The 13,793-nt window shown below is 60.6% G+C and carries 16 protein-coding genes; 9 read left to right on the plus strand and 7 right to left on the minus strand.

Annotated elements, in window-relative coordinates; translation table 11 throughout:
* Positions 1 to 273 precede the first annotated feature (273 nt).
* Positions 274 to 1,044, plus strand: coding sequence for a DNA-binding transcriptional repressor YgbI (ygbI, locus tag ACOWVD_RS18545; protein WP_049241232.1), 771 nt, complete (start codon positions 274 to 276; stop codon positions 1,042 to 1,044).
* Positions 1,045 to 1,145: 101 nt separating this feature from the next.
* Here the strand turns inward: ygbI and ACOWVD_RS18550 are convergent, their stop codons facing one another.
* The 4 genes from ACOWVD_RS18550 to ACOWVD_RS18565 all read right to left on the minus strand — a co-directional run bounded on the left by ACOWVD_RS18550 (position 1,146) and on the right by ACOWVD_RS18565 (position 3,849).
* Entirely contained in the window at positions 1,146 to 1,721 is a 576-nt protein-coding gene (locus ACOWVD_RS18550) for a hypothetical protein (protein ID WP_049241234.1), read from the minus strand.
* 122 nt (positions 1,722 to 1,843) lie between these two features.
* The gene (locus tag ACOWVD_RS18555) at positions 1,844 to 2,611 is read right to left on the minus strand and encodes a molybdopterin-dependent oxidoreductase (protein ID WP_004939173.1); all 768 of its coding nucleotides are present in this window, start codon (positions 2,609 to 2,611) and stop codon (positions 1,844 to 1,846) included.
* On the minus strand, positions 2,604 to 3,209 hold the full coding sequence (locus tag ACOWVD_RS18560) for a cytochrome b/b6 domain-containing protein (RefSeq protein WP_033633746.1): 606 nt from the start codon (positions 3,207 to 3,209) through the stop codon (positions 2,604 to 2,606). The genes ACOWVD_RS18555 and ACOWVD_RS18560 overlap by 8 nt, the downstream gene beginning before the upstream one ends.
* Before the next feature lie 13 nt (positions 3,210 to 3,222).
* Positions 3,223 to 3,849, minus strand: a complete 627-nt coding sequence (locus ACOWVD_RS18565; protein ID WP_033633745.1) for a hypothetical protein — start codon at positions 3,847 to 3,849, stop codon at positions 3,223 to 3,225.
* A 140-nt stretch (positions 3,850 to 3,989) separates the two neighbouring features.
* Between ACOWVD_RS18565 and ACOWVD_RS18570 the strand changes: the two genes are divergently transcribed.
* Together ACOWVD_RS18570 and ACOWVD_RS18575 are read left to right on the plus strand one after the other, a co-directional pair.
* Positions 3,990 to 4,661 carry a heavy metal response regulator transcription factor gene (locus ACOWVD_RS18570; RefSeq protein WP_021504273.1) on the plus strand — a complete coding sequence of 224 codons (672 nt, stop codon included), beginning with the start codon at positions 3,990 to 3,992 and terminating at the stop codon, positions 4,659 to 4,661.
* The gene (locus ACOWVD_RS18575) at positions 4,658 to 6,076 is read left to right on the plus strand and encodes a heavy metal sensor histidine kinase (RefSeq protein ID WP_197763641.1); all 1,419 of its coding nucleotides are present in this window, start codon (positions 4,658 to 4,660) and stop codon (positions 6,074 to 6,076) included. Before ACOWVD_RS18570 ends, ACOWVD_RS18575 begins: the two co-directional genes overlap by 4 nt.
* Here the strand turns inward: ACOWVD_RS18575 and ACOWVD_RS18580 are convergent.
* Both ACOWVD_RS18580 and ACOWVD_RS18585 read right to left on the minus strand, forming a co-directional pair.
* The gene (locus ACOWVD_RS18580; RefSeq protein ID WP_049241241.1) at positions 6,048 to 7,556 is read right to left on the minus strand and encodes a sensor histidine kinase; all 1,509 of its coding nucleotides are present in this window, start codon (positions 7,554 to 7,556) and stop codon (positions 6,048 to 6,050) included. The genes ACOWVD_RS18575 and ACOWVD_RS18580 overlap by 29 nt on opposite strands.
* A 3-nt stretch (positions 7,557 to 7,559) precedes the next feature.
* Positions 7,560 to 8,273, minus strand: a complete 714-nt coding sequence (locus ACOWVD_RS18585; RefSeq protein WP_021504276.1) for a response regulator transcription factor — start codon at positions 8,271 to 8,273, stop codon at positions 7,560 to 7,562.
* Positions 8,274 to 8,424: 151 nt separating this feature from the next.
* On the opposite strand from ACOWVD_RS18585, the gene ACOWVD_RS18590 reads away from it, so the two are divergent.
* The 4 genes from ACOWVD_RS18590 (at position 8,425) to ACOWVD_RS18605 (ending at position 10,694) form a co-directional block, all read left to right on the plus strand.
* Complete coding sequence (locus ACOWVD_RS18590; RefSeq protein ID WP_033633742.1) at positions 8,425 to 9,036, plus strand: cytochrome b/b6 domain-containing protein; 612 nt, start codon at positions 8,425 to 8,427, stop codon at positions 9,034 to 9,036.
* Positions 9,037 to 9,046: 10 nt separating this feature from the next.
* Complete coding sequence (locus tag ACOWVD_RS18595; protein ID WP_044031628.1) at positions 9,047 to 9,823, plus strand: molybdopterin-dependent oxidoreductase; 777 nt, start codon at positions 9,047 to 9,049, stop codon at positions 9,821 to 9,823.
* Between the two features lie 59 nt (positions 9,824 to 9,882).
* On the plus strand, positions 9,883 to 10,158 hold the full coding sequence (locus tag ACOWVD_RS18600) for a pentapeptide MXKDX repeat protein (protein WP_033633740.1): 276 nt from the start codon (positions 9,883 to 9,885) through the stop codon (positions 10,156 to 10,158).
* Positions 10,159 to 10,223: 65 nt separating this feature from the next.
* On the plus strand, positions 10,224 to 10,694 hold the full coding sequence (locus ACOWVD_RS18605) for a YkgB family protein (RefSeq protein WP_421105723.1): 471 nt from the start codon (positions 10,224 to 10,226) through the stop codon (positions 10,692 to 10,694).
* A gap of 44 nt (positions 10,695 to 10,738) precedes the next feature.
* Here the strand turns inward: ACOWVD_RS18605 and ACOWVD_RS18610 are convergent, their stop codons facing one another.
* Entirely contained in the window at positions 10,739 to 12,778 is a 2,040-nt protein-coding gene (locus ACOWVD_RS18610; protein WP_004939112.1) for a choline transporter, read from the minus strand.
* Here ACOWVD_RS18610 and ACOWVD_RS18615 point away from each other — a divergent pair.
* Positions 12,769 to 13,107, plus strand: a complete 339-nt coding sequence (locus ACOWVD_RS18615) for a hypothetical protein (RefSeq protein ID WP_126181001.1) — start codon at positions 12,769 to 12,771, stop codon at positions 13,105 to 13,107. The two genes, ACOWVD_RS18610 and ACOWVD_RS18615, sit on opposite strands and share 10 nt — an antisense overlap.
* A gap of 71 nt (positions 13,108 to 13,178) precedes the next feature.
* Positions 13,179 to 13,781, plus strand: a complete 603-nt coding sequence (gene betI / locus ACOWVD_RS18620) for a transcriptional regulator BetI (protein ID WP_004939107.1) — start codon at positions 13,179 to 13,181, stop codon at positions 13,779 to 13,781.
* Positions 13,782 to 13,793: the final 12 nt, after the last annotated feature.

The raw sequence follows: 13,793 nt of genomic DNA on the forward strand, positions 1-13,793 counted from the left end.
TGTTAATTTTAGTGATAATTTGTTTTGTTGTGTTAAATGTAAGCGCTTGGCGACGGTTTATCCGCGATCGATATCACAATAATTAACAATGTGTGAAACGGATTTTTCGTCTGATTTCTGGCCTGAATCAACATTACTATTATGTTTTTAAATAAGTTTATGTTTACCTGGCCTAACTGCGTGCGCCGTCACGCCGCGAAAATTTAGGGCTATCGGCGAACGAAAATTGACGTAAAATCACAATTATTATCACCGCAGCAACGAGAGGGAACCGTGATACCTGTAGAACGCCATCAACAAATTCTTGCGCTGGTATCCGAACGCGGCGTCGTCAGCATTGCCGAGCTGACCGAACGGCTGGGGGTGTCGCACATGACGATCCGCCGTGATTTGCAAAAACTGGAGGAACAGGGCGCGGTGCAGTCGGTCTCGGGCGGCGTGCAGGCGCCCGAGCGGGTGGCGAGCGAACCTTCGCACCAGGCCAAAGAGGGGATGTTCAGCCGGCAGAAAATCGCCATTGGCCGGCTGGCGGCGCGACAAATTCCCGCCAACAGCTGTATCTATCTGGATGCCGGCACCACCACGCTGGCGCTGGCGAAACAGATCGGTGAACGTGACGATTTGACGGTAGTGACCAACGACTTTGTCATCGCCGGCTTCCTGATCGAACACAGCCAGTGCCGAATCATCCACACCGGCGGCACCGTGTGCCGGGAAAACCGCTCCTGCGTCGGCGAAGCGGCGGCGCAGGCGCTGCGCGGTCTGTTTATCGATCTGGCGTTCATCTCCGCCTCTTCGTGGAGCATGCGCGGCCTGTCGACGCCGAACGAAGACAAGGTGATGGTGAAGAAGGCCATCGTCGAGGCCAGCCGCCGCCGCATTCTGCTCAGCGATACGTCCAAATACGGCAAGGTCGCGACTTACCTGGCGCTGCCGATCGCCGCCTTTGACGCCGTCATTACCGACGAGGGGTTGCCCGCCGCCGCGCGGGAGGCCATTGAGCACGCGGGGATTGCATTGCTGACGGCGGGAGAAGAGGAATAAGAACGAAGCGGGATCAGGATGAAAGTTCGGTATCGATGCCACGTGCGGGCGGTTCACTGGCTTCAACGCCGCCGCGTTCACGCCATTCGCGGCGCCTTTGTTCAGCCCATTCTTCGTGGAAGGCTTGCATCTCTTTTTGGTGCCGTTCCTTCATGCTCATAGGGGTTGGGTGGGATTCTGCCGTTAACAGGCGGGATTTCGATGACATATAATCCGTCCTCAATAAGCGCTTGGTTGTACAAATAATGTACGCGATGCGCGTGTTTTTTCAAGAGCGAGTCATAAATTCTGGCTAACGCTGGCCTGAGCGGTACGCTGAAAACTAATCTTGCTTGGTATTGCGTCACAAAAGTGACGATCGCCAGGCCGATGCCATTAATGAAGAGTTGTTCTCGTTCATACCGGGTGTACGCCATCCTGGTATAGGTATCAAATAAGGATCTCGTTACTTCGGCGCGATTTTCCAATGCTCTTACATCGTACAGTTCCATGACGTAAGCATTGTCCAATACTTCCGAGGCAGGATAAGCCCCAATAAGCCATTGACGCATCCTTAACGTCGCTTTTTTAAAATCAAGGTAATACGCAGCAACGCTGCTGGCTTTTTTATAAACCGTTATTCGATACCTATACTCCGTGACAGGTCGTGCATTGACCTCCCTCACATCAATCTCCATTATAAAATCCTTTTTACTATTATCTTTCCTATAGTTATCCCCTTTGTGACAAACAGATTATTAACCGCGACGGAGAGGCTCCTCCAGCCGCCGATGAGGCTTATGCGCAGCGCCGCGCAAAACTAAATGCCGCTGAACCAGTTGTAGCCCTGATCTTCCCAGTAGCCGCCCGGATTGACGTCGCTGACGAAGATCGCGGCGATATGTTTGGCGTTTTTGAACCCCAACTTGGTTGGCACACGCAGCCGCAGCGGGTAGCCATAGTCCGCCGGCAGCGCCTTGCCGCCGAAGTCCAGCGCCAGGATGGTCTGCGGGTGCAGCGCGGTGGCCATGTCGAGGCTGGAGTAGTAACGATCGGCGCATTTGAAGCCGACATAACCGGCATTCAGATCCGCGCCGACATGCTGCAGAAAGGTGCGCAGCGGCACGCCGCCCCATTGGCCAATGGCGCTCCACCCCTCAATGCAGATCAGGCGCGTGATTTGGCTTTGCTGCGGCAGCCGCTGCAGCTGTTCCAGCGTCCAGGGCGCTTTTTTCTCCACTTTCCCCGCGACCTCAAGCCGATAGCCGGCGAGATCGATCTCGGGGACGTTATATTCCGGGTAAAACGCGTTGAAGGGGAAAGGGTGGGTAATCTGATCCGGCCGATAAGTTTGCGCCAGCCGTTGGCCGCTGAACAGCCAGGCCTGCACCCGGTCGTTCCAGCGCGACATGGCCCACAGCACTTTATCCACCCGATCGCCGTCTTGCAGGTTGCAACCGGTAAGCATGGCGATGCCGCCCAGCGTCAGGCCGGAACGCAGCATCAGGCGGCGCTGCAGATTGACCAACTGCTTTTTTTGGTCCGGTTCCAGTTTTGGCGCGGTTGCCCGCGGTTTTTTCTCATTCATGTTTGCCACCCGTTATCATCGCCCACAGCGTTTTGGGCACGACGATCACCATGAAGACGTGGATCGCCACGAACAGGCCGATGCCGGCCATGGCGAAGAAATGCACGTAGCGCGCGAAGTCGAAGCCGCCAAACAGCGCGACCAATCCCTGCAGCTGAACCGGTTTCCAAATCGCCAGGCCGGACAGCACCAGTAATAGCCCCAGCGCCAGTACGCCGAGGTACATCAGTTTCTGAATGGCGTTATAGTGGCCATGCCGGTGGCGCAGGCGCAGCGTCAACGCCAGCCAGATATCCTGCCGCAGCGCGCCGATGCGAAGCGGCAACAGATCGCGGCGAAAATGACCGCTGAACAGGCTCCACAGCAGATAGCAGACGGCGTTGAGCGCCAATAGCCACATCACCGCCAAATGCCAACCAATCGCGCCGCCCAGCCAACCGCCCAGCGTCATCTGCGGCGGAAAGCGGAAATCGAACAGCGGCGAGGCGTTGTAGATTTCCCAACCGCTCATGAACATGCACACCATGGCGAACAGGTTGATCCAATGAGTGATGCGAACCGGCCAGCGATGCACCGGCGGCGACGCGTTGGTCTTCATGACATTCCTCCGGTTACATCGGCGGCACGGTGCCGTCTTTGCCGGCGGAAATGCGGGTGGCGATGCGCTCGCCCTTTTCGTTGGCGGCGGAGAACAGCACGATGTGCACGCCCGGTTTCAGCAGGCTCAGATCGCCCGGATCCAGCGTCACGATCGGCACGTCTTCCGGCACGACGACGGTTTTCTGCTGGTTGCCGTAGGTGACGGTCAGGGTACGGCCGTTGGATTTCACCAGTTTGCCGACGGTGCCGTTGGTCATGGTGTCCACTTTGCCGTCGGCGGATTCCCAGGCCGAGTGCCCTTCGCCGGTGCCGCGCAGGCTGGCGGCGAACACATGCACCTCCAGCGCTTTGAGCGTGCCGTCCGGTTGCGGCACGGCGGCGGTGCCGATAAAGCTGTCCGGTTTGATGTCGTCCAGCGTGGCTTTGGAGACGCTGAGCACTTTGGTCTGATCGTTCAGCTTGACGCTGAGGGTCTCGCCTTTGCGATCGGTCAGCTGCAAATTGCCGTCGGCAACCTGGCTGATGGTGCCGCGCAGCGGCGCAATCACCTTGCCCGGCGGTTGGGCGGCGGCGGCCAAGCCGCTGGACAGCAGCAAGGTGGATAACAGTAAACCGGCTATACGATGGCGGGTAATCATAACGTTCTCCTGAAATGAGTTTGCCGGTTAAGCATGGTTGACCTACTGGGTCAGCGCCATGGCCGTTTGATGACATTAATGTCATCAAGTTTGTCCGCCGAAGCTGCTAGTATTTTTGCAGACGTAACGAGGTGGCGAGCATGCGAATACTGGTAGTTGAAGACGATATCGGCACAGGGGATTACCTGAAGAAAGGGCTCGGGGAAGCGGGCTACGGCGTCGATTTGGCGCGCACCGGCACCGACGGGCTGTTTCGCGCGTTGGAGCAGGATTACGATGCGATCGTGCTCGACGTGATGCTGCCGGGGCTGGACGGCTGGCAGATCATCGAGGTATTGCGCAAGAAAAGCGACGTGCCGATCTTGTTTCTCACCGCCCGCGACGGCGTACAGGATCGCATCCACGGTCTGGAGCTGGGCGCGGACGACTATCTTATCAAACCCTTTTCCTTTACCGAGCTGGTGCTGCGTTTGCGCACCTTGCTGCGCCGCGGGCCGGCGCGCGAAGCCGATCATTACGCCATCGCCGATCTGCAGTTGGACGTGCTGCGCCGCCGGGCGGTGCGCCAGGATCAGGTGATCCCGTTGACCAACAAGGAGTTCATGCTGCTGCATCTGCTGGTGCGGCGCGAAGGCGAAGTGCTGTCGCGCACGCAGATCGCCTCTCAGGTGTGGGACATGAATTTCGACAGCGACACTAATGTGGTTGATGTGGCGATCAAACGCCTGCGCGCCAAAATCGACCGGCCGTTCGACGTCAAGCTGATCCACAGCGTGCGCGGCATCGGCTATGTTTGCGAGCCGCGCTCGTGAACGCCCGCGCTTCACGTCGGCCGGTGTCGCTGACGCTGCGCACCGCCATGCTGTTCGCGCTGGTGGCCGCCTGCGTGGTGAGCGGGGCGGGCTGGTATCTGTTCGGCGCCATGCGTCAGGAAATGACGCTCCGCAGCGATCTGCAGGTGACCGGGCGCGTAGAGTATTTCCGCCATTTATTGGGGCAGCGCTTTCCTTTGGCGCGCCTGACGGCTAATAACGGCCTGTTCGAAAATATGCTGGGCAATGAACAGGATGTGTTGATTTTCCAAATTCCGGGGCAAAAACCGCTCATCAATGTGAATCCGGCCAGGGTGGCCCTGCCGCCGATCGCGCCGACGCTGCCCGAACAGGCGCAGACGCTGGCCGCCGTGCGCGGCGGGGAAACGGCGCAGGGGGTGCCGCTGCGCGCGGCGTCGGCAATGGTGCGCCTGGAAGACGGCAGTTTGCTGCAGATTTCCGCCGCGCACGTGATGGTCAACGAACAGAAAATGCTGGCGCGTTACCTGTGGCGCATTGTCGCGGCGGTCGTTGTGGCTTTCCTGCTGATTGCGCTGCTGGGCTATGGGGTCATGCGCCGCGGATTGCGGCCGCTATGGCGCATGGCGGCGCAGGCGTCGGAGATCGCGCCCAATACATTGTCGACGCGCCTCAGCGAACAGGGGGCACCGAAGGAGTTACAGCAATTGATCCGGGCGTTTAATGCGATGCTCGATCGGTTGAATGAAGGCTATCAGCGGCTGACGCAGTTTTCCGCCGATCTGGCCCATGAGATCCGCACCCCGGTGGGCGCGTTGATGGGCCAGTGTCAGGTGGCGCTGTATCAACCCCGCAGCGTGGAGGAGTACGAAACCCTATTGTCGAACAATATGGATGAGCTGGAGCGTATTTCGCGCATGGTGGAAAACATCCTGTTTCTGGCGCGCGCCGGTGAGGCGCAGTCTGCGCTGAACTACAGTCGTCTGGATGTGGCGGCCGAGCTGCGGCGGGTGGCGGATTACTTCGAAGGGCTGGCGGAAGAACGCGGCATCGCGCTGAGCTGCGAAGGGGAAGGCGAGCTGAAGGCGGACGCGATGTTGTTCCAGCGGGCGCTGAGCAATCTGGTGGCCAACGCGGTGCGCTATGCCGATGAAAACAGCCTGATCGTATTGCGGGCTGAACGGCGCGCCGATGCCTGGTGGGTGCAGGTCATCAATCAGGGGCCGCCGATCGCGCCGGCACAGCTGGAAAAACTGTTCGATCGTTTCTACCGCGCCGATCCCGCGCGTAGCGCCGGCAGCCATGCCAGCGGCCTCGGGCTGTCTATCGTACGCGCCATCATGACGCTGCACGGCGGTGAGGTGCGCGCCGAATGTACCGGGCGCGCGTCTGCCGCCAGCCTCATTTTCAGCCTGCGCTTCCCGCTCGCGCAATAACCGTTGTGCCGGACTCACGCGGCGGAATGGCAAAGCGGAAGCAGGCACCGCTTTGCGGTTGTTCGATCAGCTGAATATCGCTGTCGTGCAGTTGCAGAATGCGCCGCACGATCATTAACCCCAGCCCGCCCGCAGGGCGCCGGGCGCCGCTCAGGACCGACGGCCGCACGAACAGATCGGCGCGCAGCGTCTGCGGAATGCCGGGGCCGCTGTCGCTGACCTGCACCATCACCCTATCTTCCTGCCGCCACAGCCGCACGCCGATATCGCCGCCGGGCGGCGTATGGCGAATGGCGTTGTCCAGCAGATTGGTCAGCACCCGCTCAATCATGCTGAGATCGGCGAACACCGGCGGCACGCCGGGAGCAATATCGGCGTGCAGCCGCTGATTACGCGCCTCCGCCGCCAGCTCGAACTTTTGGAACACGTCCTGCAACAGCTCGCTGAGGGAGAAGGGCTCTTTCTGCGGTTTCACCACGCCGTACTCCAGCCGCGCCAGCTCGAACAGCTCCTGCGCCAGCTTGCCCACTTTGCGGCTCTGCGCCAGGGCGATCTCCAGATAGCGGCGCCGATCGGCGTCGCTCAGGGTGGCGGCCTTGACCGACAGCGTTTCCAGATAGCCGTGCAGCGAGGTGAGCGGGGTGCGCAGATCGTGCGAGACGTTGGCGATGAATTCGCGCCGCAGCCGATCCTGCTGCGCCAGCGTTTGCCACTGTTCGGCGAGGCGCTGCGCCATGCGGTGGAAGGCCTGTTGCAGCTGGCTGACCTCGTCGCGCCCGGCCGGCACCGCCGGCAGCGCCGCGTAGGCCTGCACCGCCTCGATGCCGCCGCTGTCCAGCGCATTGACCTGGCGGGTCAGGCGCCGGATGGGGCGAGTGACCCAGTAAAACGCGAAACCGCCGGCCAGCAGACTGAACAGCACCATCACCCCGGAGGTCCACAGCGCCATCCTGGCTGCCGAATTGAACTGGGCGTTGCTGGCCAGCGCCGTGTACTCCTCACCGAGCAAGACCACATACAGATAGCCCTCGACCCGGCCGTCGACCTTCAGCGGCGCAACGCTGAACACCTTGCGCCCGTCCGCGCTGCGCGGATCGTCGCCATACACCGGCATCTGCGCGCCATCGAGCAGCGCCTGCAGCGGCGGCAGCGCGACCCGCTGCCGTTTCAGATGCCCGGCCGGCGCGGCGTTGCCGATGATTGCGCCCTGTTTGTCGAGCAGATAAACCTCAACGCTGGGGTTCACCGCCATCAGCTGATCGAACAGGGTATGCACCGCCTGCGGATCCGGCCCGTTCACCCCCAGCAGCGGATTGCTGTCGGCGATATGCTGCGCCAGGTTGCCGGACAGGCGCTGGATCACCGCCTGGCTGTACTGGGTATTGCTGCGCACCTGCATCCAGCCGGAAAAGGCGCAGCCGATGACGATCAGCAGCGCGAAGATAATCGTGAGGCGTTGCGCTAACGTAAGGTTTTTCATGGCTCACTCTTGCGGCGCGGCCGCGAATTTATAGCCCATGCCCCACACCGTGAGGATGCGCTCGGGTTCCGCCGGATTGCGCTCAATCTTGATGCGCAGCCGGTTGATATGGGTGTTGACGGTGTGCTCATACCCTTCGTGCTGATAGCCCCAGACCTGATTCAACAGGCTGAGGCGCGAGAATACCTGGCCCGGGTGGCGGGCGAAAAAGTACAGCAGGTCGAATTCGCGCGGCGTCAGCTCGATCGGCTGTTGGTGCAGGCGCACCTCGCGGGCGATAGGATCGATGGTCAGATCGTTGAAGCTGAGCGCGCCGGCGTCCAGGCGCAGGTTGCGGCTCATCGCCTCCTGACGGCGAAACAGCGCCTTGACCCGCGCCACCAGCTCCAGCATGGAAAAAGGTTTGGCCAGATAGTCGTCAGCGCCCAGCTCCAGCCCCAGCACACGGTGCACCTCGCTGGAGCGCGCGCTGGTGATGATGATCGGCGTGTAGCGCGTCATGGTGCGCGCCCGGCGGCAAATCTCCAATCCGTCGACGCCCGGCAACATCAGATCGAGGATGAGGGCGTCCCAGCCGCCCTGTTCCAGCATCGCCATGCCCTGATTGCCGTCGGCGGCGTGGCTGATGGCGTAACCCTCGTCACGCAGATGCAGCTGCAGCAGATCGGCGATGTCGCCGTCGTCCTCGACGATCAAAATTCGTTTTGGCTTGTCCATTCTCATTACCGCTGATTAGCCCGATTCTCTCTGAAGTCTACACAACCGCCACCGGCGGAGTTATCACATTTTATTTAACTTTGCGTGAGGTCTTGGGGAACAAATCCGGGGAATACTCGGTTCATCGCATCGTTAGCTGGCAGGAATCGCTATGAGCTTCACCCTCACCCCGGAACAACGACAGACGGTACATCCTCTCTGGCTGCGGTTGACGCATTGGCTGAATGCGCTGGCGATGCTGATCATGGTCACCAGCGGCTGGCGCATCTATAACGCCTCGCCGCTGTTCAACTTCAGCTTTCTCAACGAGCTGACGCTTGGCGGCTGGCTGGGCGGCGCGCTGCAGTGGCACTTCGCCGGCATGTGGCTGTTTGGCGTCAACGGGCTGTGCTACCTGCTGCTGAACCTCGCCAGCGGGCGTTTCAAACGCAAATATTGGCCGCTCAGCCCGAAGCAGTTTCTCGCCGATGTCGGCGCGGCGCTGCGCGGCCGGCTGCAGCACGCCGACTTGCGTCACTACAACATGGTGCAGCGCGTGGCCTATCTGTCGGTGATGCTCCTTGGCGTGATAAGCGCGCTGTCCGGACTGGTGCTGTGGAAATCGGTGCAGTTTCCGCTGCTGCGCACGCTGCTCGGCGGCTATGAGGCGGCGCGATATATCCACTTTTTCGCCATGTCGGCGCTGGTGGCCTTCGTCGCGATCCATCTGGTGATGGTGGCGCTGGTGCCCCGCACGCTGCTGGCCATGCTGCGCGGACGTTAAGGAGTTCACGATGAAAAAGGATAAACAGACCATGACGATCGTTGAAGGGCAGGCGATCGTCAAAGAAGCGCAGCGCTTGTTGACCGCGTCGTCCCGCCGCCGCTTTCTGCGCAACGGTCTGACGCTGGGCGGCATCGCCATGCTCACCGGCTGCGATCTCAGCGGCAACGCTAACGTCGAGCAGGCGCTGAGCCGCATTTCGCGCCTCAACGATCGGGTGCAGGGTTGGCTGTTCAACGGCGATCGCCTGGCGCCGGTCTACCCGGAATCGATGATCACCCGGCCATTCCCGTTCAACGCCTTTTACGCCGAGGAGGACGCGCCCGACATCAACGGCGACGACTATCGGCTGGAGGTGGCGGGGCTGGTGCAGGACAAGCGCGCCTGGAGCCTGCCGCAGCTGCATCGGATGGCGCAGGTCAGCCAGGTGACGCGTCATATTTGCGTCGAGGGTTGGAGCGCCATCGGCAAGTGGGGCGGCGTGCCGTTCGCCACCTTTCTTAAGGTAATCGGCGCGGATCTGAGCGCCCGCTACGTCAGCTTCAAATGCGCCGACGACTACTACACCAGCATCGATATGGCCACCGCGCTGCATCCGCAGACGATTATCGCGCTGACCTACGACGGCCAGATCTTGCCGCGCAAGTACGGCTACCCGATGAAGCTGCGCATGCCGACCAAGCTGGGCTACAAGAATCCGAAACACATTCAGGTGATCGAGGTCACCAACCGCTTCCCGGGCGGTTACTGGGAAGACCAGGGCTACAACTGGTTTGGCGGCAGCTGAGGCGGCCGCCGGCCATTCTCCGGCACTCCGGTGCCTTTGACATGACGGAAGGAAATACCATGAAAAAGTTATTCGCAATGATGATGTGCAGCGCGCTGATGCTGGGTGTGGCCGGCGCCAACGCCGCCGATGGCATGAGTAAAGACGCGATGAAAAAGGACGGCATGAGCCAGATGTCGCACGACGGCATGAAGAAAGAGTGCATGGGCAAGGACTGCATGAAGAAAGACAAGATGGGCCAAGACGCCATGAAAAAGGATGGCATGGCGAAAGACGGTATGGCCAAAGACGGCATGAAGAAAGATGAGATGAAGAAGGATGCGATGGGGCACTAAGCCGCCGCACCCCGTGGCCGCAAGCGGCAGATCCGCTGCGGCTGCGGGCAACATAAGGAGAGAGGATGATGCTGGCGAGTTGGTTACGGCGCTTTCAGCGCTCGAACGGGGACGTTATCTTTATGCGCGCGGCGTTGGTGGTGATTTTCGCCGCCTTCGGTTACGCCAAGTGGTTTGATTACGAGGCGCAGGGGCTGGTGCCACTGATTGGCAACAGCCCACTGCTGAGCTGGATGCACCAGGCGTTCGGCATTCGCGGCGCCAGTTATGCGCTGGGCGTCGCCGAGTGGAGCTTCGGTTTGCTGCTGCTGGCGGGATTCAGGTCGCGGCGGTTGGGGTTGCTGGGGGCGATCGGATCGACGGTGACCTACCTGACCACGTTGACGCTGATCTTTTCTACGCCGGGCGCCTGGGAGCCCTCCGCCGGCGGTTTTCCCGCCATGGCCGGCGCCACCAGCTTTTTAATCAAGGATCTGGTGTTGTTGGCCGGCTCCCTGGTGCTGCTGAAAGCCGACTTGCCGGCCGAGCAGGCATAAAAAAGGGCGTAGCCTGGCTACGCCCTCTGGTTATTGATTGACCGTCACATATCCGGGAAGGTCAGGGTGCCCCCCGGCGCTTCGCGATGAATGTGCAGGAAGTTCAGGTGCTTCTCGTACTGGTCGAGGATATCGCCAATCACCTGTTCCTTGCTGTAGTCCATCAGGTCGTTGCCCTGGGTGCCTTCCATCAGGAAGGTTTCCAGCCGGTAGTAGTGCGACTTGCCGGAGCGGGCGCGGTAGGTGAAGCCCGGCACCGAGTAGCGCATCGGCCAGATCTGATAGATGAAGTTCTGTTCCTCGCCCAGGTGCACCAGCAGCTCCAGGTGATTCAGGCGTTCGTCTTCGGTCGGCGGCACTTCGCTGAACTCCACTTTCGCGCCGCGCAACTCCAGCTCGCGCGCCACGTCCTGCATAGCCGGGCGGCAAACCTTATCCAACATTTTCTGCGTGTACTGCGTGCCCGGGTAGTTCATCACCCGCGACAGGCGCTGTTTCCAGTTGAGCACGTCGTGGCTGGAGACCGGCACCGGCGCCAGGGTGCTAAGCGCGCTGGCCTTGCGGTAGTCCTCCACCCGCAGCGATTTGTACAGCCCGGCCATCACGAAGAAGATCACGAAGCTGAACGGCAGACCCATGATCACCGTGGTTTTCTGCAGCGCCGGCACACCGTCGGTCATCAGCATGCCGATGGTCAGCAGGCCGATGGCCACCGACCAGAAAATCCGCAGCCAGTTCGGCGCATCATTATTGATGTCGGCCAGGCGCGAGGTGAAGTTACCCAGCACCAGCGAGCCGGAGTCCGCCGAGGTGACGTAGAACAGCAGGCCGGTGATGGTGGCCACCGAGGCGCTGAAGGTGAAGCCGGGGTATTGCGCCAGCAGGCTGTAGAAGCCGCGCTCCGGGAACTGCATCACTTCCTGAGCAAACTCGGCGTTGCCGTGGATGATCTGGTACAACGCGCTGTTGCCGAAGATAGACAGCCACAGCAGGGTAAACACGAACGGTATGATCAGCGTGCCGACCACGAACTGACGAATGGTGCGCCCGCGCGAGATGCGCGCCAGGAACAGGCCGACGAACGGCGACCACGCCACCCACCAGGCCCAGAAGAACAGCGTCCAGTTGTTCATCCACTCCACCGGCCGATCGAAGGCGAAGCTGTTGAGCGTCATGCCCATAAAGCGGTTGACGTAATCGCCGACGTTAAGCACCAGCGCGTTGAGCAGGAACTCGGTGTCGCCGAAGAACAGCACGAACAGGATCAGGCCCAGCGCCAGCAGCACGTTCAGCTCGGACAGGATGCGGATGCCCTTGTTAACGCCCGAAGTCACCGAGATGGTGGCCATGATCACCGATAGCAGGATCAGCGAGCCCTGCACCGTCAGGTTTTCCGGGATCTCGAACAACACCTTGAGGCCGTAGTTGAGCTGCACCACACCGATGCCTAGCGTGGTGGCGATGCCGAAGATGGTGCCTAGCACCGCGGCGATGTCCACGCTGTGGCCGATCGGGCCGTTGATGCGCTTACCGAAGATTGGGTACAGCGCCGAGCGGATGGTCAGCGGCAGATTGTAGCGATAGCTGAAGTAGCCGAGGGCGATGCCCATCAGCGCATACATCGACCAGCCGGTCAGGCCGTAGTGGAACAGCGTCCAGACCATTGCCTGGCGCGCGGCCTCCAGCGTTTGCGCGTCGCCTTCCGGCGGCATCATGTACTGGGTCACCGGCTCGGCGACCGAAAAGAACATCAGGTCGATGCCGATGCCGGCGGCGAACAGCATCGCCGCCCAGCTCATCAGGCTGAACTCCGGCTTGGACTGCTCCGGCCCGAGCTTGATGGAACCGAAGCGCGAGGCGGCGATAAACACCACGAACACGATGTACAGCGTCGCCGCCAGCAGGTAGTACCAACCGAAGGTGGTCGACACCCAATTCAGCGTGCGGGTGATCCACTGCCCGGAGAAGTCGGTGAAAAAGATGGTCATCAGCGAGAAGGCCAGGATCAGCCCCGCCGAGGTGAAGAAAACCACAGGGTTGAGGCGGTCCTGCTGCGGTTTGGAGGAGGTTTCGCGTGTTGTCATCGTCATCCTCTGAACTGAGTAAAATCGTGCCGCTCCGCATTTCGGGGCGCGTTGGCGCCGCCGAAAAACGGGCGAATGAAGGCGGCGACCATCCCCATGGGAATGGCCTGAGTAACGCCGCTTTCGCCTGTTGCCGAAGCACCGGAGCGCTTCGCGGTGGGAACCGCTTACAGCCACTGATTTTGGTCAGATTCGTTAATTACCTCACAAAAATCAGCCAGTTCCACAACCAGATAGTACAAATTTTTAACCAGGCGGCAATAAAATATATGCAATTTTTATTGAACGTTCAATCAAAAAAAAGTTTAATAGTCCGCATGATGACCTGAATCACGGGCGAAACGGCAGTGAAATTTGCCCGCTGAGATAAGGCCGAAGTCGGTTTTGTGAGAGTCGAAATATGCCAAAGGTAGGAATGCAGCCAATCAGAAGGCAGCAGTTGATTGATGCCACGCTCGCCGCGGTAAACGAAGTGGGAATGCATGACGCCACCATCGCGCAGATCGCGCGGCGGGCCGGCGTTTCCAACGGCATCATCAGCCATTATTTCAAGGACAAGAACGGCCTGCTGGAAGCCACGATGCGCTATCTGATCAGCCACCTGGGCGAGGCGGTGAAGCTGCGGTTGCAGGCGCTGACCGATAACAGCCCGGCGGCGCGGCTGCAGGCGATCGTCGCCGGCAACTTCGACGACAGCCAGATCAACAGCGCGGCGATGAAGACCTGGCTGGCCTTTTGGGCCAGCAGCCTGCACCAGCCGCAGCTCAACCGGCTGCAACAGGTGAACGGCCGCCGGCTTTATTCCAACCTGTGCGCCGAGTTTCGCCGCGTTATGCCGCAGCCGCAGGCGCGGTTGGCGGCCAAGGGGCTGGCGGCGCTGATCGATGGGCTGTGGCTGCGCAGCGCGCTGCGCGGCTCCGCGTTCAATCAGGCGCAGGCGCTGGCGCTCACGACCGAATACATCACGTTCCAACTCCGGGGGCAAACGCCGCCCGGAGGATAACTCAAGGAGATC

The sequence above is a fragment of the Serratia sp. SA088 genome (genome assembly GCF_049065515.1).
GTDB classification, from domain to species: domain Bacteria; phylum Pseudomonadota; class Gammaproteobacteria; order Enterobacterales; family Enterobacteriaceae; genus Serratia; species Serratia nematodiphila.

Excerpts from the sequence above, each read along its gene's own strand:
- ACOWVD_RS18565 (WP_033633745.1), bottom strand. The coding sequence starts at position 3,849 with ATGATTACCCGCCATCGTATAGCCGGTTTACTGTTATCCACCTTGCTG.
- ACOWVD_RS18560 (WP_033633746.1), bottom strand. The coding sequence starts at position 3,209 with ATGAAGACCAACGCGTCGCCGCCGGTGCATCGCTGGCCGGTTCGCATC.
- ACOWVD_RS18570 (WP_021504273.1), top strand. The coding sequence starts at position 3,990 with ATGCGAATACTGGTAGTTGAAGACGATATCGGCACAGGGGATTACCTG.
- betI (WP_004939107.1), top strand. The coding sequence starts at position 13,179 with ATGCCAAAGGTAGGAATGCAGCCAATCAGAAGGCAGCAGTTGATTGAT.
- ACOWVD_RS18555 (WP_004939173.1), bottom strand. The coding sequence starts at position 2,611 with ATGAATGAGAAAAAACCGCGGGCAACCGCGCCAAAACTGGAACCGGAC.
- ACOWVD_RS18610 (WP_004939112.1), bottom strand. The coding sequence starts at position 12,778 with ATGACAACACGCGAAACCTCCTCCAAACCGCAGCAGGACCGCCTCAAC.
- ACOWVD_RS18550 (WP_049241234.1), bottom strand. The coding sequence starts at position 1,721 with ATGGAGATTGATGTGAGGGAGGTCAATGCACGACCTGTCACGGAGTAT.
- ACOWVD_RS18585 (WP_021504276.1), bottom strand. The coding sequence starts at position 8,273 with ATGGACAAGCCAAAACGAATTTTGATCGTCGAGGACGACGGCGACATC.
- ACOWVD_RS18595 (WP_044031628.1), top strand. The coding sequence starts at position 9,047 with ATGAAAAAGGATAAACAGACCATGACGATCGTTGAAGGGCAGGCGATC.
- ACOWVD_RS18600 (WP_033633740.1), top strand. The coding sequence starts at position 9,883 with ATGAAAAAGTTATTCGCAATGATGATGTGCAGCGCGCTGATGCTGGGT.
- ACOWVD_RS18580 (WP_049241241.1), bottom strand. The coding sequence starts at position 7,556 with ATGAAAAACCTTACGTTAGCGCAACGCCTCACGATTATCTTCGCGCTG.
- ACOWVD_RS18590 (WP_033633742.1), top strand. The coding sequence starts at position 8,425 with ATGAGCTTCACCCTCACCCCGGAACAACGACAGACGGTACATCCTCTC.
- ACOWVD_RS18605 (WP_421105723.1), top strand. The coding sequence starts at position 10,224 with ATGATGCTGGCGAGTTGGTTACGGCGCTTTCAGCGCTCGAACGGGGAC.